Source organism: Crassaminicella profunda (assembly GCF_019884785.1).
GTDB classification, from domain to species: domain Bacteria; phylum Bacillota; class Clostridia; order Peptostreptococcales; family Thermotaleaceae; genus Crassaminicella; species Crassaminicella profunda.
Genome location: NZ_CP082326.1, coordinates 2,482,212 through 2,501,188, shown reverse-complemented (window position 1 = coordinate 2,501,188; position 18,977 = coordinate 2,482,212). Strand labels below are relative to the sequence as shown.

The window sequence follows — 18,977 nt, the reverse complement described above, 5'->3', positions numbered from 1 at the left end:
AATAATATTGTGTGTAAAAAACTAATAGGATAAAGAGGGACTATCATGAAAAGTAATAAGATTTTACCCATTATAGCGGGAATTACTACATCTTTTATATTTGGATTTTCATTTTTGTTTACAAAAGAAGCATTAGATACGATTCAACCATTTGATTTATTAAGCTTTAGATTTGGCACTGCGGCTTTTTTATTAATACTCTTACGAATAATGGGTGTTATAAAAATAGATTATAAAGGGAAAAATATAAAAGCTTTATTGGTATTAGCACTATTTCAGCCCGTATTATATTTTATATTTGAAATAATGGGTATAGCTAGAACTACAACTTCGGAAGCCGGGATTATGATGGCTCTTATTCCTATTGTTGTAACCTGTTTAGCAAGTGTATTTTTAAAAGAAATTCCATCAAAATTACAGATAGCTTCTATTATTCTTTCATTACTTGGGGTATGTTGTGTGGTATTGATGAAGGATGTTTATAGTAGTGGTAGTGTGTTAGGAATGATTTTTCTTGTATGTGCTATTTTGTGTGCAGCTATATTAAATATACTTTCCAGAAAATTATCTATAAGCTTTAAGCCTGTTGAAATAACATTTTTTATGATGTGTACAGGGGCTGTATTTTATAATGGTATTTCTCTTTTCAAGCATGGCGTTAATGGAGATTTTATAAGTTTTATTATGCCATTAAAAGAAATAAAAGTAATTATATCTATTTTATATTTAGGAATATTATCTTCAGTTGTTGCATTTTTTCTTACTAATTATAATTTGTCCAAGCTAGAAGCTTCGAGAGCTGCTGTTTTTGCCAATTTAACAACAGTTATTTCTGTAGTAGCAGGGGTGTTTATTAGGAAGGAAGCTTTTAGTATGTATCAATTTTTAGGGGTATGTATGATTTTACTAGGTGTTTGGGGAACCAACTATTTTGGAGAAAAGAAGGAAAGAAAATTAAAAGGTAGGACTCAATGATAGAATCATTAGACGAACAAAGAAGATTATGTTATGATAAGAAAGAAAATAACGAAAAAAAGGAGAAATAAAATGAGTAGAGAAATTTTAGCAACCGTTAATGGAACTGAAATCACAAAAGCAGATTTAGATTTAGTATTAATGCATGCACCTAAAGAACAACAAATGCAGTTAAATACTTTAGCAGGTAAAAAATATTTATTAAATGAAATGGTTACACAGCAAATGCTTTATTTAGATGCAAAAGAAAAAGGATTAGAAAAGGACGAAGAATTCTTAAAAGAACTTAAAGCCCTACAAGAAAATCTACTAAAGCAATATGCTGTTAAAAAAGTAATAGCAGATGTACAGGTAGAGGAAGCTGAAATTAAAGAATACTATGAGAAAAATCAAGAGCAATTTGTATCAGGTGAATCTGTTCAAGCAAAACATATATTAGTGAAGGATGAAGAAAAAGCAAAAGAAGTACTAAAAGCAATAAAAGAAGGAAAAAGCTTTGAGGATGCAGCAAAAGAATATTCAGAGTGTCCATCTAAAGAAAAGGGTGGAGATTTAGGAAGTTTCCAAAAGGGACAAATGGTACCAGAGTTTGAAAAAGTTGCTTTTGAATTAGAAGTTGGAGCAATGAGTGAACTTGTAAAAACTCAATTCGGATATCATATTATTAAAGTTGAAGATAAAAAAGCTGCTACTACAATGCCTCTTGAGCAAGTGAAAGGTCAACTTCAAGAATACATATTAAGAAATAAACAAAATGAAAAATTTAAAACATATACAGATGGATTAAGAGGTAATTATGAGATTACAACAAATGAAGACTTGTTAAAATAGATCAGAAATTATTTTCTGATCTTTTTTAGTGAAGGAAGTAGGGTTTAGAAGATCATGCTCTTGTCAACAATAAAGAATAAATATTGTTATAGACGAGTGAGAGAGTTCAAGATATAATGAGTATACAAATAAATGAGAGGGGACTAAATATGTCAGAAAAAAAGATTGTAACATTTTTAGATGAAGAAGGAAAAAAGATAGATTTTGAAGTGGTAGATACATTAAAAATTGAAGAAGAGAACTATGCACTTTTAGCACCTGTTGGAGAAGAAGAGGATGCTTATGTGTACAAAATAGTTGAAACAGATGGAAAAGAAGAGTACATAGCAATAGAGGACGATGAAGAATTTGCTCGTGTAACTGAAGAGTATGAATCATATTTTGATGAAGAATAGACCTTAGTGGAAGCCTTGCACTAAGGTTTTCCTATACCTAGCAAGGAGATATTTTTTTAGAAGGAGTTATTTTATATGAAGAGTAAAATAGATTTAAAAGCATGTACAATAGAAGAACTTGAAAAGTTTATGATATCTATTGGAGAAAAGAAATTCAGAGCAAAGCAGATTTTTGGGTGGATTCATAAGGGAATCAATGATATAGATGGAATGAGCAATATCTCAAAAAATTTAAGAGAAAAGCTAAAAGAGAAATCAACCATAGGGACAATACAAATCGAGGATGTATTGATTTCTAAAATAGATGGGACAAGAAAATATTTATTTTTGTTAGAAGATGAAAATATTATTGAAAGTGTATTGATGAAATATAAGCATGGAAATTCTGTTTGTGTATCTTCTCAGGTAGGATGTAGGATGGGATGTAAATTTTGTGCTTCAACCATTGATGGCGTCATAAGGAATTTAAGTGCAGGAGAGATATTAGATCAAGTCCTAGCCATACAAAAAGATATTGGAGAGAGAGTATCAAATGTTGTAATCATGGGAAGTGGAGAGCCTTTTGATAATTATGAAGAGGTTATGAAATTTTTTGAGATTATTAATCATCCAGAAGGCCTTAATATAAGCCTTAGAAATATAACCGTATCTACTTGTGGGCTTGTGCCTAATATTCTAGATTTAGCAGATAAAAGACTACAAGTAACCCTTGCAATTTCTTTACATGCATCCAATAATGCATTAAGAAGTAAAATGATGCCTATCAATCGTAAATATCCCTTAGAGGAGTTATTAAAAGCTTGTAAGACTTATACAGATCAGACCAATAAAAGAATTACTTTTGAGTATGCGTTAATTAGGGATGTGAATGATAGTACAGAGGATGCTAAGGAATTAGCAACAAAAATTAAAAATATATTATGTCATGTGAATCTGATTCCTCTTAATAAAGTAGATGAGAGAGAATATGATACAGCAAAAACAGATAGAATCAAAAACTTCCAAAGAATTCTAAAGAATCATGGTATTGAAGCCACCATAAGAAGGGAATTAGGCAGTGATATTAATGCTGCGTGTGGACAATTAAGAAGAAAATATGCAAAAGAAAAAAGGCAGGAACAATAGGGTTTGAATAAAAAAAATTAATATGTAGAATTTACTGAAATTTTAAAAGGAATTTGGAAAAAAGTGTAGAAATATTAATATAGTGTTAAACCTATTCAAGTTATAAGAAAAATTACAACAAAGTCCAAAGGAGGAGATTAAAATGGTTAAACTGATTACTGGAGGAAAAGGAACAGGAAAGACAAAAAAGATGATTGAGATGGCCAATAATCTCATAGATACAGAAGAAGGAAATATTGTATTTGTAGATGATAATAAAAGATCTATGTATGATTTAAAACATAAGGTTCGATTTATTTCTTTGGATGAATACCCTGTAAAAAATATAGATAGCTTTTTAGGCTTCTTATGTGGCATTATTAGTAGAGATCATGATATAGAAACGATTTTTATTGATGGGCTCTTGAAAATGAAAAATATTGAGTTAAACCATTTAATACCTTTTACAAAAGAGATTAAAGATTTATCTGAAAAATTTGAGATAAATTTTGTTATGAGTATTAGTTGTGATTTGGATAAATTACCTGAGGAATTAAGGGCATATGATATTTTATAGTTAAAGAAGAATAAAAAAACTCTACAGATAAAAACTGTAGAGTTTTTTTATGAAAGAAATTTATTTCCTAGGTATTTTTTAATATCAGTAGGATCACTAGAAGGAGTAATCAAAATTTCTCGATCACTTTCCTCAAAATATACTAAAATTTCAGTATCTCCTGCAAGAAAAGCTTTTGCTACTGTTTCTTCTTTTACTTCTCTTACTTTATTTTTATGATGTTTCTTTTTTGTAAATTCCTTTGTGAAGTAATATCCTGTCATTCTAATTATCTTTGTATAGTTTTTCATTTATTTACCTCCTAAAATGATATTTCAGTATCTAGTATAACATAATTTTAGAAATGTATGAAAACAGTAATCACATATTTATAAAGTAGAGAATAATATAATAATAGCAGACAATAGGGGGGGATAGGATTGAGAGTTTTAAAAAGAGGTTCCCAGGGAACTGATGTAATGGAAATACAATCACTTCTAAAAAAAATAGGATATGATCCAGGACCTATTGATGGGATATTTGGAGGAAAGACAGAAGGGGCAGTGAAAAAATTCCAACAGGATAATGGACTAATACCTGATGGAATTGTTGGGCCGAATACTATAAAAGCATTAGAGCCCTTTTTATTAGGATATGACATTTATACTATACAAAAGGAAGATACAATGTATAAAATAGCAAAGAAATATTATACGAATGTTATAAATATTATGGTAGCAAATCCTAATGTGAATCCATATAATTTACAGATAGGACAAAAAATTATTGTACCTTATGGGATGGATATAGTAGATACGAATATTGACTATACGTATGATATTATGGAAAGAGATATTGAAGGATTAAAAGTAAGATATCCATTTTTAGAGGTAGGTATTGCAGGAAAAAGTGTTCTAGGAAGAAATCTATACTATATAAAATTAGGGAATGGTCCTAATAAAGTTTTTTATAATGGCGCTCATCATTCATTAGAATGGATTACATCGCCTCTACTTATGAAGTTTATTGAGAACTTTTCAAAGGCATACATAAGAGAAGGGGACTTAGGAGGATATAATACAAAAGAAATATGGGAAAAAAGCTCTATCTATATTATGCCTATGGTAAATCCAGATGGTATAGATTTAGTACTTAATGGACTACAAAAAAATAATCCATATTATAACCAATTAATTAAATGGAATAAGGGGAGTACAGATTTTTCAAAAGACTGGCAAGCTAATAATAGAGGTGTAGATTTAAATCACAATTATGATGCACTATGGGAAAAATCGAAGGAAGCAGAGGAAGAATATGGGGTATATGGCCCGGGTCCAACTAGGTATTCTGGTCCATATCCTGAGTCAGAGTCTGAATCAAAAACGGTGGCAGATTTTACTAGAAAACATAATTTTAGATTAGTACTTGCATATCATAGTCAGGGAGAAGTGATCTATTGGAACTTTGAGAATCTTGCTTCTCCTGAAGCAAAAAAAATAGGAGAATTATTTGCTAAAGCAAGTGGATATATATTAGATGAGACGTATGGAATTGCTTCTTATGCAGGATATAAGGATTGGTTTATAGATAAATATAGAAGACCTGGATATACTATTGAAGTGGGGAAAGGAAAAAATCCTTTGCCAATTGAGCAGTTTGATAAAATTTATAATGATAATGAAGAAATTTTATTATTGGCACCCCTTGTATAAAAAGCGGCTTGGGCCGCTTTTGTCATGAAAATTTCAAATTAAAACATATTTATAGGAATGTATTATGTATTATACTTCGACCTATACTAGCAGGGCATAGTGGTTTGTAGTATAATGTTATTGAGAAGAAGTTTTTGTAATATACAAAGCGAATAAATACTATTTCGATTCTCGAAAGGGGTATTATAATGGAGACTATTCAGAATATCATGGTATGTGTAACACAACAGAAGACCTGTGAAAGACTTATTAGAAGAGGTGCACAAATAAGAGATAAATATAATGGGGAACTGTTTGTTATACATGTAGCTAAAGAAGGTTATCATTTTCTAGGAAAATCAAAGGATGGAGATGCTTTAGAATATTTATTTGAAAAAGCAAAAGCATATGGTGCAAGTTTAACTGTAGTGAGAGCCCATGATGTATTAGAAACTTTGAAAAAATTAACTGAAAAAAATAATATAGATATAATTGTAGTAGGAGAGTCTTATGAGAATGAGGAGAAAAATGTAGTAAGAAGATTAGAAAAGAAATTGACTAAAGGGGTAGAGATAGAGACTGTACCTGTAGAGCAAAAAGAAAAAGTGAGCTAGGGGATGAAATAAAAATATAAAAGGAGCAAGAAAAACAGTGCAAAAGAATAGATACAGGATATATTCACAATATTTGAAAGAAAAATATGGAGAAAAGGTGTATAAAATTCCTATAAATCTTCCTGTAACGTGCCCAAATCGGGATGGAACTGTTGCTAAGGGTGGATGTATATTTTGTGGGGAAGAAGGAGCAGGCTTTGAAAATCTAGCTAGTAGCATATCTGTCACAGAGCAACTCCAAAGGAATATAGCTTATATACAAAAAAAATATAAGGCAAAAAAGTTTATTGCGTACTTTCAAAACTTTACAAATACCTATTTACCATTAGAAAAATTTAAGGAATATATCTATGCAGCTTGTGAAGAGAATATAGTAGAAATTTCAATATCTACAAGACCCGATTGTGTAAATGATGCATATTTGTTATTTTTAAAAGAACTCAAAGAAAAAGAAAATATAAATATATCTATAGAATTAGGTCTTCAAAGTGTAAATTATCATACATTAAAAAAAATAAATAGAGGACATTCTCTTGCAGAATTGATTGATGCGATTATTCGTATTAAAAAGTATGGTTTTGAGAGTTGTGTCCATATGATTTTAAATCTTCCTTGGGATGATGAAGAAGATGTGATGGAAGGGGCAAAAATCATATCATCTCTTGGTGTAGAGCAAGTTAAACTTCACTCCTTATATATTTTAAAGGATACAGTTATAGGAAAAATGTATGAGCGTCATGAGTTTGAGATTATTTCATTAGAAGAATATGTAAAACGAGTAATAATATTTTTAGAATATTTAAATCCAGAAGTTGTCATTCAAAGATTAGCTGGAAGAGCACCAAAGGAAAATACTCTTTTTTGTAACTGGAATACGAGTTGGTGGAAAATAAAAGATGCTATTGATGAAAGAATGGAAACATTAGATAGTTATCAAGGGAAAAAATTTGATTATTTAAATGGAAAAGCATTAAGACGTTTTCTTCATACATAGACAAAGTGATTATTTTGTCTATGTATTTTTTTTAGCTTTTATTTGAAATAGGATATATTAAAAATCTTCTAATGGAAGATTTTTTTATATAAAAACATATAATTATGTATACAATTGGTAACATTTATGTTAATATGATAATATAATATAACACAAATAATAAATAACACATACAATTAAACATATATCTATCGATATATGTTACATATCTTATATTGGGGGGACATTATATGTCAGTAAAAGTAGGAATTAATGGTTTTGGAAGAATTGGTAAAAATGTATTAAGAGCATGGTTAGAAAGACAAATGGATATTGAAATTGTAGCTATTAATAGTACGAGTGGTCCAGAAAAGCATGCTCATATATTTAAGTATGATTCACTTTATGGCATTTTGCCCTATGAAGTAAAGGCTACTAAAAATTCAATTATTGTAGGCGATAAAGAAATTGTATTTACAGCCCATAGGGATCCTGCACAAATTCCTTGGAAGGAATTAGGAGTAGATATTGTTATTGAATCTACTGGAAAATTTAGAACAAAAGAAGAGTGTCAAAAACATATTGAAGCAGGAGCAAAAAAGGTGATTATTACTGCTCCAGGGAAAAACGAAGATAAGACCATTGTTATGGGTGTAAATCATATTGAATATGATCCAGCTGAGCATCATATTGTGTCTAATGCATCTTGTACAACAAATTGCTTAGCACCAGTGGCGAAGGTACTTCATGATGAATTTAAAATTGTAAAAGGATTAATGACAACGGTACATGCATATACAAATGATCAAAAAATATTAGATTTACCACATAAGGATTTAAGAAGGGCAAGGGCAGCAGCTCAGTCTATTATTCCTACTACAACAGGTGCAGCTAAAGCTGTTTCATTAGTACTACCAGAATTAGAAGGAAAGTTACATGGAATGGCAATGCGTGTACCTATTCCAGTAGTTTCTGTAGTAGACTTAGTTGTTGAATTAGAAAAATCTACTACAGCAGAGGAAGTGAATAGTAAGTTAAAAGAAGCTGCAGAAGGGTCATTATATGGTATTTTAGGGTATTCTGATGAACCTCTTGTTTCAATAGACTATAAAAAGGATTATCGTTCATCTATTGTAGATGGATTATCTACTGCAATGGTTGATGAGCATATGATAAAAGTTGTTGCGTGGTATGATAATGAGTGGGGATACTCTAATAGAGTAATTGATTTAGCAGAATATATGGGGGAAATGGGATTTCAATATAAGCATGAGGAGCATAAAGAAGCTGTTAGAAGTTATTGTATGGCATAAAAGATAATCCTGCTGATCATCAGCAGGATTATTTTTTTATAGGTACACAAAGTGATATAATATGGATAGTTACTTTCAAAGTTTAATAAAATATTTATAAAAGTAATATGGATTAAATTTAAGGGGGGTATTCATGAAAGAAATATTAATGGTATGGGATATTGATGGAACATTGATTAATGGGAAGGGTTGTGGTAGAGCTGCTATGGAAAAAGCCTTCTATAAATTATTTGGACGAGAGAGAGCTTTTGAAGATGTAAGGATGGCAGGTCGGTTAGATGCAATGATAGTAAAGGATGCTTTTTTTAAGCATACAATTATAGATGGAGATAAAAAATTATTTTTTGATACGTATTGCAAAATCCTTGAGGAAATTCTTAAAAGGAAAGAATATATAGAAATTTTACCAGGGGTAAAAAATATTCTTGCGTATAATAGTAAAGAACATAAGTTTTTTCATGCTTTAGGGACAGGGAATATTGAAAGAGGAGCAAGACTTAAGTTAGAAGTGCATGATTTGAATCAATATTTCTTGGTAGGTGGTTTTGGAGACGAGGAAGTAGAAAGATGGGAAATTATTCAAAGAGCAATCCAGCGTGCACAAAAGGTTCATGAAATAAAATATCATAAAGAAAATATTTATGTGATAGGAGATACAAAATTAGATATTGAATGTGCAAAAATATTAGGGATAAAAAGTATTGCTGTAGCTACAGGGGGAAATAGTGTAGAAGAATTAAAGACACATTCTCCAGATTATTTATTAGAAAACTTAGAAGACAAAAATAAATTTTTAAAGATATTTGATTAAAAAATATTAGCTATTTTATACATAGGAATATCTTGAATAATTGTAAAACTTATCTTACAATTAATATTGGAGAATATCATCTAATAGAATTAAAAGGAGTTAAGTGTTTTATTTTTTAGGAAGAAATAATTTGGAAGAAATAAGGTGCAAATAGTAACATAAGTAAGGGGTGAGATGAGCGTGAGGCACTGGAAAAAGATTCTAATACCTTATGAACAAGCAGTAGAAGAACTAAAAGTAAAATTTAAGGCAATTCGAAATGAACTGAGGGAATTGAGTGAGTATTCTCCAATAGAGTTTGTTACAGGAAGAGTTAAAAAAGTATCTAGTATTATAGAAAAAGCTCAAAAATATGGAGTTGCTGAGGAGGAAATTGAAGAAAAGATAGAAGATATAGCTGGAATCAGAATCATGTGTCAATTTGTAGATGATATATACAAAGTTGTAGAATTAATTGAGCAAAGAGATGGAAAAGATTTAAAAATTGAGTATGTGAAAGATTACATAAAAAATAGGAAAGAAAGTGGCTATAGAAGCTATCATATGATTATAAAGTATCCTATACAAACGGCATTTGGACATAAAGAGATTCTTGCTGAAATTCAAATACGCACTCTAGCCATGAATTTTTGGGCGACTATTGAACATTCAATTAATTATAAATACAAAAAAAATGTTCCAGAACCTATAAAAGAAAGATTGAAAAAGTCGGCAGAAGCTGCCCATCTTTTAGATAGGGAAATGTGGACCATTCGAGATGAAGTCATCAATGCACAAAAGTTTTTTGAAGCAAAATCCAATACAGTTTCTAGTATTGTTAATAACATTCAACTCTTAAAAAGTATTGGACAAGAACAAAAAGCTAAGAGCTTTAGAGAAAAATTTAATAAAGCTTTAGGAAAAGGAAATATTGTTGAATTAATAGAACTATCGGATTCTATTAAGCAGGCAGTAGATAGATATAAAGCATTTGAATAAAGAGATGAGGGACATCTCTTTATTTTTTTCTTCGTTTTTTCTTCTTTTTTGCTACAGAAAAACCAAAATGACCTAAAGATTTTTTTAGTCCATAATATTGTCCATGACAATAGCTTATAGGTTTTGCTTGATCTAAATGAAATTTGTTTTTTTCATCTAAATACTTTTCATCTATATTCACAGCTAAAACTTTTGCTGTAAACATATGGTGCGAACCCAGAGGGACAATGTTTTCCACCCTACATTCAATATTTACAGGACTTTCTTTAATCATAGGAGCTTTTATTTGTGTAGCCTTTTCTTTTGTTAATTTCATTTCTTTAAATTTATTCACATGACGGCCTGATTTTACACCACAATAATCTGTTGCATAAGCTAAATCTTCTGTTGTTAAATTGATTACAAATTCTTTTGTTCTTTTAATGATCTCATAAGAATGTCTATCAGGTCTAATAGATATGTATGTCATTGCTGGATCTGTGCAGATGGTACCCGTCCATGCAATCGTAATAATATTATGATTTTCTTCATGATCACCACAGCTTATTAAAGCAGCTGGTATAGGATAAACCATTGTACCAGGTTTCCAAGTTATTTTTCCCAAATGTATCCCTCCTATTATATTGAAATTATATAAACTATAGAAAATTTTTATTCTAATTAGAGAATTTGAAAAAATTAGGGAGACATTTATATGTCTCCCACTTTTATTCAATAATGGTTAATACATCTTCTACTGGTTTTCTAGGTGGACTTTTTAATTCTCCATCAGGAACGCCAATAGGAGTCATAGCTGCAAGAAAATATTCTTCTTTATCTAAACCAATAAACTCTTCGATTTCTTTTGCAGCATAATTTGAGCTAGTCATCCAGCAGGTTCCATAACCCATATTTGTAGCAGCAAGCATAAGATTTTCCATCGTTGCGCCTATGTTTTGAATAGCAGGATTTGTTCTTAAAAGATCATGTAGTGTATCTGTTGAAGCTCCTATTTCCTTTAATACATCAAGGCCAGTAGGCTTATAGGAAGTTTCAGTATATACAAGAACAAGTACTGGAGCTTTTCTAAAGACTGTTGAAAATCTTAAAAATTTTGTAAATCTTTTTTTCATATCTTCGTTTGCAAGGGAATTTGCAAGGTCTGCATTTTTCTTTTCAACAATTTTTGCTATTTCTTCTATCTTTTCTTTATTGGTAATAACAACGAAATGCCAATTTTGAACATTTTTTCCTGAAGGAGCATATGTAGCAGCTTCAATGATTTGTTTTATATCTTCTACAGGAACATTTTCTTCTTTAAATTTTCGTACACTGTGTCTTTTGTAAATGAAATCTAAATTGCTCAAAAGATCATCCTCCTTAAGTTTTTCTAGTTGCTATTATATATGATTTGTAAAAGTAGTTCAATTTAATTTATCTTTTGTTAAGAAAATCTTTCTAATTTAGGGTATAATATTTAAGTAATTCAGTTAAAGTAGGTGAATAAATGGGAATATATGTAATAGGCGATTTACATCTTAGTTTTGGTGTAGATAAGCCAATGGATATTTTTGGTAGTCATTGGGTGAATCATCATGAAAAAATTGAAAAGAGCTGGTTAGAAATGATTCATCATGATGATTGTGTATTAATTCCAGGAGATACTTCTTGGGCTATGAATATGAATGAAGCAAGGGTAGATTTAGAATGGATTCATGCTCTTCCAGGAAAAAAGATACTCATTAGAGGAAATCATGATTATTGGTGGAGTTCAGTAACAAAGATGAATAAACTATTTGAAGATATAAAGTTTTTACAAAATAATTATTTCACATATAAAAATTATGCTATATGTGGAACAAGAGGTTGGTTATGTCCAAATGACAATAAATTTACTGAACATGATCAAAAAATTTATGAACGAGAAATACATCGATTAAAATTATCAATTAATCATGCACTAAAGGATGGATATAAGGATCTATTAGTAATGACCCACTATCCTCCTACAAATGACAAGTTAGAACCTTCTGAGTTCACTAAAATTTATGAAGAATATGGGGTTAGGAAAGTAATTTATGGACATCTTCATGGAAAAGAATCTTTTGAAGGTGGACTTCAAGGAGAAAAAAATGGTATTTTTTACTATTTAACATCTTGTGATGCTCTAGATTTTAAGCTTTTGAAAATTTTAGATTAAAAAATAATACTTAAAGTCAATAAGGATAAGGGTCTGCATATGTTATAATATGAGGAAAGATACTTTGGGACAGAGGTGGAATATAGTGAAAAATAAAAAATATCACAACGGAATATTGGTAAGAACTTGTAAGAGATGTAAGAAAATCATTGATGAAAAATCATTATATGACTATTGCCCTGAATGTTTTAAAAAGATTGAAGAGGTATTTGATAAAATTGAGGAATATTTAAAGGAGTATCCTGGAGCTACTGCTTTTGAAATCGAGCAGGAAACAGGAATTCCCTATCATATTGTGAATAATTTTGTCAGAGAGGGCAGGCTCATTGAGATTCCAAATGAATATTTGAATTTTGAATGCAAAAGATGTGGCAGATTGCTTCTTTCAGCACATCACAAATATTGTCCTTCATGTAGAAGAGAAATAGAAAAAGAACTAGAGTTAACGAAAAAACAGTTAAGAAATTCTTTAAATCATGAAAAGGGAAAAATGCATATAAAACATGGAGAAGGAAGAAGAAAGTAGGACTAAAAGGATATCATTTTTTTACTTTCTGCATATCTATTAAGCAGGAGGTGAAAAAATGAGGAGATTTCATAGTTATACAGTAGAAAGTTATTTAGCGTATTTAAAAAAAATGAAATTAACAAGAAAGATTACAGATATTCATTTGCATCATACATGGAAGCCAACAAAGAAAACTTATTTTTTAGCAAGTAACAAAGAAAGAGTTATTTATGGCATGTGGAGATATCACACCAAAACCTTGAAATGGCGTGATATTGGACAGCATGTGAGTGTTTCTCCTGATGGGCTCATATGGGATGGTAGAGATGTGAATTTAATGCCAGCAAGTATTTCAGGACACAATAAGAATGCTTTTGCTATTGAAATGATAGGAAACTTTGATCAAGATCATGAAAAACTTGAAGGAACACAATTAGAGACAGTAAAAAAATTGATTAAGGGATTATTTGAAATCTTTCATACGGAGCAGTTGATATTTCATAGAGAATATTCTAATAAAACTTGCCCTGGAACATCTTTAAATAAACTTAAGTTTCTCGAAGAAATAGAGAATCACATAAAAATATTAGGAGATGCTGTAGCTACAAAGGAACAAATGAAACAATATTTGTTGACCATTAATCCATCGCCAAAGATTGATTGTACACCAGATGAAATGGTAACCTATTATCTACAGGAGGGAGAAATAGAAGGGATAAGAGGAGATATAGCCTTTGCTCAGGCACTTCTTGAAACAGGATTCTTTAAGTTTGGAGGGCTGGTACTTCCTGAGCAGAACAATTATGCCGGTCTTGGGGCTACTAATACTACTAAAAAAGGAAGGGCAGCAAGTTTTGTAAGTCCTCAAATAGGGGTGAGAGCACATATTCAGCATTTAAAAGGATATGCAAGCAAAGCGTCTTTAAACAGTCCTATTGTGGATCCTAGATATACCATATTAGTAGCTAGTGAACTTTTAGGTTCTTGTATTTATGTAACGGATTTAAATGGTAAATGGGCTGTTCCTGGGAATGGTTATGGAGAAAAAATATTGAAAATTTTTGAAAAAATTATAGCTATTCCTGTAAAGGAAGATACAGTAAATATACAAAATGAGATGATATTAGAAGAAAATAGAAGATTAAAAGAAGAGAATATGAGAATACAGGATAAAATAAAAAAATATGAAGAATTATTAAATACAATAAAGAGACAAATTGATAATTTTTCCTAGACCGCTCCTAAACAGCGGTCTTTATTTTATGTTTTTATCATGATAAAATAAGATATAACAAATAGATAAAAAATTAACAATAATTTAGTGAGAATTTTAAAATATATTCCATTTAGTGTATAATATTATAAAATTGATCCATAGACTATATTAAGAAAGTTTAAGAGAGAGGTAAAGCATATGTTTGTTCCTATAAAAAATAAGAAAGTGTATCAACACGTTATTGAGCAAATTCAGAACATGGTGATGGAGGGAACGTTAAAAAAAGGAGATAAACTACCTTCTGAAAGAGATCTAGTGGCACAATTAGGCGTAAGCAGAACATCAATTCGTGAAGCTCTTAGATCTTTAGAGGTTATTGGACTCATTGAAAGCAGGCAAGGAGAAGGAAATTTTATCAGTGGAAATATTGATAGTAGCTTTTTTGAACCGCTATCTGTCATGTTTATGTTAAATAAAGGAAATCCTGAAAGCATTTTAGAGCTTAGAATGATTATTGAAGTGGAAGCAGCAGCCATAGCAGCAAAGAAAATAAAAGAAGAAGATATAGAAGAAATGAAAAATTTGATGGATGAACTTAGAAAAGCACAAAATGAAATAGAGAGTGCAAAGGTTGATAAAAAGCTACATTACAAAATTGCGCAGATAACAGGGAACTATTTGATTGTAACTCTTTTAAATGCCATTTCCTCTTTAATGGAATCTTTTATTAAAGATGCTAGAGGCATGATTTTAAGAGAAGAAGAAAAAAGAGAAGTACTAATGGAGCAACACCAAAAGATTTGTGATGCGCTAATAGAAAAAGATTCAAAAAAAGCAATTTTAGCTATGAAAGAACATCTTGAAACGATTAATGAAACCATGAAAAAATTACCCAAAAAGAAAATCATCTAAGAGAATTAGGTGATTTTTTTGTTAAATAAAAAACAATTGTTGAAAAATTCTGAGTAATAAGATATTATTTACACAAGCACTGGTCGTACCATATTACCAATTAAGGAGGGGAGGAAAAAAATGAATAGTTATTTGTTATTCATTTTAGCACTAGCACCAATTTTATGGCTGATGATTTCCTTAGGGGTTTTGAGATTGCCAGCACACAAAACATGTACGGTTACAATGTTTAGTACATTAGTATTAGCCGTATTTGTATGGAAAATGCCTTTTATGACAGCCATTACAGCTGCTGTTGAAGGTGCAGCAATAGGACTATGGCCAATTATGATTGTTATTATTGCTGCAATTTTCACTTACAATCTTGCAGTGCATACAAAAAGCATGGACATAATCAAAAAGATGTTATCAAGCATTACTACTGACAACCGGGTTCAAGTTTTAATACTTGCGTGGGGTTTTGGTGGGTTCCTAGAAGCTGTTGCAGGCTATGGGACTGCAGTTGCTATTCCAGCAAGTATATTGGCATCTCTTGGATTTAATCCTTTATTTGCAGCTGTAATTTGTTTAGTTGCCAATACGGTTCCAACAGCTTTTGGAGCAGTTGGAATTCCAGTAACAACTTTAGCAAAAGTTACAGGATTAGATGTTTCATTGCTTAGTTATAATATCGTACTTCAATTAGCAGCGTTTATTGTAATTATTCCTTTTATTTTGGTGATTATGACAACTAGAAGTATAAAAGGATTAAAAGGTGTTGTGGGGATAACGCTTGCCTCGGGTCTTGCATTTGCACTTCCTCAAATTGTAGTAGCTAAAACTTTAGGGGCTGAATTACCTGCATTAATTGGTAGTATTTGTAGTATGGCTACTACTATCCTGTGGGCAAAGGTTTTCCTAAAAGGAGATGAAGGGAAAACTTCAAAAGAGAATAGTATAACTGCAAAGGAAGGTGTTTTGGCGTGGCTTCCATATATACTTATATTTACGTTTGTGATCATATCTAGCCCTTTATTTCCAGGTGTAAATGAAGCATTAATACACATTAAGAGTAGTTTTAAGATTTACATTGGGGAAGGTGCAAAATCAACAACGTTTAAATGGATTGCAACTCCTGGTGTACTCATAATATTTGCAACTTTAATAGGTGGAAAGATTCAGGGAGCATCGTTTAGTGAAATGATGAAAGTATTTATTGCTACTATTAAGCAATTAACAAAATCTACAATAACTGTTGTTGCAATCGTAGCTATGGCAAAAATAATGGGATATAGTGGAATGATTACATCTATTGCACTTGTTCTTGTAAAAATAACAGGAAAGTTTTTCCCTATTATTTCTCCAATTATTGGAACTCTTGGAACTTTTGTAACAGGTAGTGATACGTCTTCCAATATTCTATTTGGAGTATTACAAAAAGAAGTTGCAAATTCTATTGGTGTGAATCCTTATTGGTTAGCAGCAGCAAATACCGCAGGTGCAACAGCTGGTAAAATGATTTCACCACAAAGTATTGCAGTTGCAACATCTGCTACAGGAATGATTGGATCAGAAGGGAAAATATTTAATAGTACAGTGAAATTTTGTATAGGATATGTACTTGTTTTAGGAATAGTAGTTTACTTTGGAAGTTTTTTCATATAATATATAGTATGAATGAAAAAAATTTTTTCGACATATTGGTATGACCATATTACCTTTAGAGAAGGAGGACATATTATGGCAAGAATAAAAGTACCTTATTCAAAAACTCATTGGAACATTGAAATTCCTGATAAAAATTTAGTAGGAATATTAGAATCAAATGCAAGCAAATTTGTTGCAAAAAAGTCACAAGAAGAAATTGTAAATGAGGCATTAGATCATCCTATTGGAAGTAAAAAACTTGAAGAATTAGTAATAGGTAAAAAAAATATGGTCATCATCACAAGTGATCATACAAGACCAGTACCAAGCCATGTAACTTTACCTATTATGATTGAAAGAATCAGAAAGGTAAATCCTTATATAGACATAAAGATTCTCATTGCAACAGGTTATCATAGACCAACTACAAAAGAAGAATTAATTTTCAAATGTGGTAAAGAAATTGCTGAAAATGAAAAGTTTGTTATGCATTTTTCAAAGGAAGAAGATACCTTGACAAAGGTAGGGGTCCTTCCTTCAGGAGGCGAATTGTGGCTAAATAAGCTAGCAATGGAAACAGAACTATTAATTGCAGAAGGATTTATAGAACCCCATTTTTTTGCAGGATTTTCTGGTGGGAGAAAAAGTGTATTGCCAGGAGTAGCAGGAGCTAAAACTGTACTTGCTAACCATTGTTCAAAGTTTATTGCAAGTGATTATGCAAGAACTGGTATACTAGAGAATAATCCTATACATGAAGATATGTTATATGCAGCAAAGAAAGCAAATTTAGTTTTTATATTGAATGTTGTAATAGATAGTCAAAAGAAGGTTATCGATGCATTTGCTGGAGATTATAAGCTTGCTCATGAAAAGGGATGTGAATTTGTCACAAGTTTGGCAAAAGTTGATAAGGTTGAAGCAGACATAGCTATAAGTACCAATGGTGGATATCCTCTTGATCAGAATATTTATCAAGCCGTAAAGGGAATGACAGCAGCCGAAGCTACATGCAAAGAGGGTGGCGTAATTATTATGATTGCTGCATGTAATGATGGTCATGGAGGTCAATCCTTCTATGATAATATGGCAGAGGCAAGTGGACCTGAAGAAGTTCTTGAAAAAGTATTGAAAATACCAGCAGATCAAACAATTCCAGATCAATGGGAATTTCAAATATTAGCAAGGATTTTATCAAAGTATACAGTAATCATGGTTACAGATTTATGTGATCCAGAAATGATTAAAGCAATGCATATGGAACATGCATATACTTTTGAAGAAGCATTAATTAGAGCTTTTGCCATAAAGGGAGAAGATGCAAAGGTAGGAATAATTCCGGATGGTGTTTCAGTTATTGTTAAATAGATATAAAAATAAGAAAGTAGTAAAGTAAAGGAAAATTTGACAAATGTCATATTTGTTTTTATAATTCTAACTATACTGGTATGACCACCACACCAATATAACGAACGAATGCTTAAAAGGAGGTAATAAGATGAAAATTGTTGTTTGTATCAAGCAAGTTCCAGGAACTACAGAAGTTGAGGTAGATGAAAAAACAGGGGTATTGAAAAGAGATGGTATTGACTCAAAAATGAATCCTTATGATCTGTATGCTATAGAAACAGCAGTAAAAATAAAGGAGGAAAAAGGAGCTAAGGTTACAGCTATTAGTATGGGACCTCCTCAAGCTGCTGAGATTATAAAAGAAGCTTACATGATGGGTGTAGATGAAGGAGCACTCATTACAGATAGAAAATTTGCAGGGGCTGATGTTTTAGCTACATCGTATACCATAGCTCAGGGAGTAAAAAAGACAGGAAACCCTGATTTGGTCATCTGTGGGAAAATGACTACTGATGGAGATACTGCTCAAGTAGGACCTGAAATGGCAGAGTTTTTAGGGATGCCACATGTGGCAAATGTACTAAGAATCATTGAAATAAAAGAAAAGTCTATTATTGTTGAAATGGATATGCCAAATACAGTTGAAATTGCAGAAATTTCTTATCCATGTCTTATTACAGTAGAAAAGGGGATATTCCAGCCGAGACTACCATCCTTTAAATTGAAATTAGCTACAAAAGATAAAGAAATACCGTTTTTTAGCTTGAAAGATTTTGAAGATCAGGATGAGAAAAAGTATGGGTTAAATGGATCACCCACTCAGGTGAAGAGAATATTTCCACCAGCATCAAATACAGACCATGAAATATGGAAAGGTTCTGGAGTGGAATTAACAGATAAATTATTCAACAAGTTAAAAGAACTAAAGTTTGCTTAGGAGGGATA

General features: G+C 31.1%; 21 protein-coding genes. 18 read left to right on the top strand and 3 right to left on the bottom strand.

Going from position 1 to position 18,977, the window contains the following annotated elements:
- The first annotated feature begins 45 nt into the window (after positions 1-45).
- The 5 genes from K7H06_RS11885 (at position 46) to K7H06_RS11865 (ending at position 3,882) form a co-directional block, all read left to right on the top strand.
- The gene (locus K7H06_RS11885) at positions 46-975 is read left to right on the top strand and encodes a DMT family transporter (protein WP_223036265.1); all 930 of its coding nucleotides are present in this window, start codon (positions 46-48) and stop codon (positions 973-975) included.
- Positions 976-1,047: 72 nt separating this feature from the next.
- Positions 1,048-1,806 (top strand): peptidylprolyl isomerase, encoded by a 759-nt coding sequence (locus K7H06_RS11880; RefSeq protein WP_246637523.1) that lies wholly within the window; start codon positions 1,048-1,050, stop codon positions 1,804-1,806.
- Between the two features lie 149 nt (positions 1,807-1,955).
- Positions 1,956-2,201: a DUF1292 domain-containing protein gene (locus tag K7H06_RS11875; protein WP_223036264.1), complete on the top strand. Its 246-nt coding sequence runs from the start codon at positions 1,956-1,958 to the stop codon at positions 2,199-2,201.
- Positions 2,202-2,276: 75 nt separating this feature from the next.
- Positions 2,277-3,326 (top strand): dual-specificity RNA methyltransferase RlmN, encoded by a 1,050-nt coding sequence (gene rlmN, locus K7H06_RS11870; RefSeq protein ID WP_223036263.1) that lies wholly within the window; start codon positions 2,277-2,279, stop codon positions 3,324-3,326.
- A gap of 142 nt (positions 3,327-3,468) precedes the next feature.
- Positions 3,469-3,882 (top strand): twitching motility protein PilT, encoded by a 414-nt coding sequence (locus K7H06_RS11865; RefSeq protein WP_223036262.1) that lies wholly within the window; start codon positions 3,469-3,471, stop codon positions 3,880-3,882.
- A gap of 47 nt (positions 3,883-3,929) precedes the next feature.
- Here the strand turns inward: K7H06_RS11865 and K7H06_RS11860 are convergent, their stop codons facing one another.
- Positions 3,930-4,172 carry a hypothetical protein gene (locus tag K7H06_RS11860; RefSeq protein ID WP_223036261.1) on the bottom strand — a complete coding sequence of 81 codons (243 nt, stop codon included), beginning with the start codon at positions 4,170-4,172 and terminating at the stop codon, positions 3,930-3,932.
- Positions 4,173-4,301: 129 nt separating this feature from the next.
- Here K7H06_RS11860 and K7H06_RS11855 point away from each other — a divergent pair, with 129 nt between their 5' ends.
- From K7H06_RS11855 to K7H06_RS11830, 6 genes are all read left to right on the top strand, one after another.
- On the top strand, positions 4,302-5,573 hold the full coding sequence (locus tag K7H06_RS11855; protein ID WP_246637522.1) for a M14 family metallopeptidase: 1,272 nt from the start codon (positions 4,302-4,304) through the stop codon (positions 5,571-5,573).
- 188 nt (positions 5,574-5,761) lie between these two features.
- A complete protein-coding gene (locus tag K7H06_RS11850) occupies positions 5,762-6,166 on the top strand; it encodes an adenine nucleotide alpha hydrolase family protein (RefSeq protein ID WP_223036260.1) in 405 nt (134 codons plus the stop codon).
- Between the two features lie 37 nt (positions 6,167-6,203).
- Positions 6,204-7,160 carry a tRNA modification radical SAM protein MnmL/YtqA gene (gene mnmL, locus K7H06_RS11845; protein ID WP_223036259.1) on the top strand — a complete coding sequence of 319 codons (957 nt, stop codon included), beginning with the start codon at positions 6,204-6,206 and terminating at the stop codon, positions 7,158-7,160.
- Between the two features lie 230 nt (positions 7,161-7,390).
- On the top strand, positions 7,391-8,452 hold the full coding sequence (gene gap / locus K7H06_RS11840) for a type I glyceraldehyde-3-phosphate dehydrogenase (protein ID WP_223036258.1): 1,062 nt from the start codon (positions 7,391-7,393) through the stop codon (positions 8,450-8,452).
- Between the two features lie 133 nt (positions 8,453-8,585).
- Positions 8,586-9,263 (top strand): HAD family hydrolase, encoded by a 678-nt coding sequence (locus tag K7H06_RS11835; protein ID WP_223036257.1) that lies wholly within the window; start codon positions 8,586-8,588, stop codon positions 9,261-9,263.
- Positions 9,264-9,437: 174 nt separating this feature from the next.
- Complete coding sequence (locus K7H06_RS11830; protein WP_223036256.1) at positions 9,438-10,241, top strand: GTP pyrophosphokinase; 804 nt, start codon at positions 9,438-9,440, stop codon at positions 10,239-10,241.
- Between the two features lie 19 nt (positions 10,242-10,260).
- On the opposite strand, the gene K7H06_RS11825 is transcribed toward K7H06_RS11830, so the two are convergent.
- Positions 10,261-10,845 (bottom strand): flavin reductase family protein, encoded by a 585-nt coding sequence (locus tag K7H06_RS11825; protein ID WP_223036255.1) that lies wholly within the window; start codon positions 10,843-10,845, stop codon positions 10,261-10,263.
- 103 nt (positions 10,846-10,948) lie between these two features.
- Positions 10,949-11,587 carry a nitroreductase family protein gene (locus tag K7H06_RS11820; protein ID WP_223036254.1) on the bottom strand — a complete coding sequence of 213 codons (639 nt, stop codon included), beginning with the start codon at positions 11,585-11,587 and terminating at the stop codon, positions 10,949-10,951.
- Between the two features lie 140 nt (positions 11,588-11,727).
- Here K7H06_RS11820 and K7H06_RS11815 point away from each other — a divergent pair, with 140 nt between their 5' ends.
- The 7 genes from K7H06_RS11815 to K7H06_RS11785 all read left to right on the top strand — a co-directional run bounded on the left by K7H06_RS11815 (position 11,728) and on the right by K7H06_RS11785 (position 18,969).
- The gene (locus tag K7H06_RS11815) at positions 11,728-12,420 is read left to right on the top strand and encodes a metallophosphoesterase (RefSeq protein WP_223036253.1); all 693 of its coding nucleotides are present in this window, start codon (positions 11,728-11,730) and stop codon (positions 12,418-12,420) included.
- An 85-nt stretch (positions 12,421-12,505) separates the two neighbouring features.
- Positions 12,506-12,946, top strand: a complete 441-nt coding sequence (locus tag K7H06_RS11810) for a hypothetical protein (RefSeq protein ID WP_246637521.1) — start codon at positions 12,506-12,508, stop codon at positions 12,944-12,946.
- A gap of 58 nt (positions 12,947-13,004) precedes the next feature.
- A complete protein-coding gene (locus K7H06_RS11805; RefSeq protein ID WP_223036251.1) occupies positions 13,005-14,162 on the top strand; it encodes a glucosaminidase domain-containing protein in 1,158 nt (385 codons plus the stop codon).
- A gap of 180 nt (positions 14,163-14,342) precedes the next feature.
- On the top strand, positions 14,343-15,056 hold the full coding sequence (locus tag K7H06_RS11800) for a FadR/GntR family transcriptional regulator (RefSeq protein ID WP_223036250.1): 714 nt from the start codon (positions 14,343-14,345) through the stop codon (positions 15,054-15,056).
- Between the two features lie 120 nt (positions 15,057-15,176).
- On the top strand, positions 15,177-16,700 hold the full coding sequence (locus K7H06_RS11795; RefSeq protein ID WP_223036249.1) for an L-lactate permease: 1,524 nt from the start codon (positions 15,177-15,179) through the stop codon (positions 16,698-16,700).
- A gap of 75 nt (positions 16,701-16,775) precedes the next feature.
- Complete coding sequence (gene larA / locus K7H06_RS11790) at positions 16,776-18,050, top strand: nickel-dependent lactate racemase (RefSeq protein ID WP_223036248.1); 1,275 nt, start codon at positions 16,776-16,778, stop codon at positions 18,048-18,050.
- A gap of 130 nt (positions 18,051-18,180) precedes the next feature.
- Entirely contained in the window at positions 18,181-18,969 is a 789-nt protein-coding gene (locus K7H06_RS11785) for an electron transfer flavoprotein subunit beta/FixA family protein (protein WP_223036247.1), read from the top strand.
- Positions 18,970-18,977 lie beyond the last annotated feature (8 nt).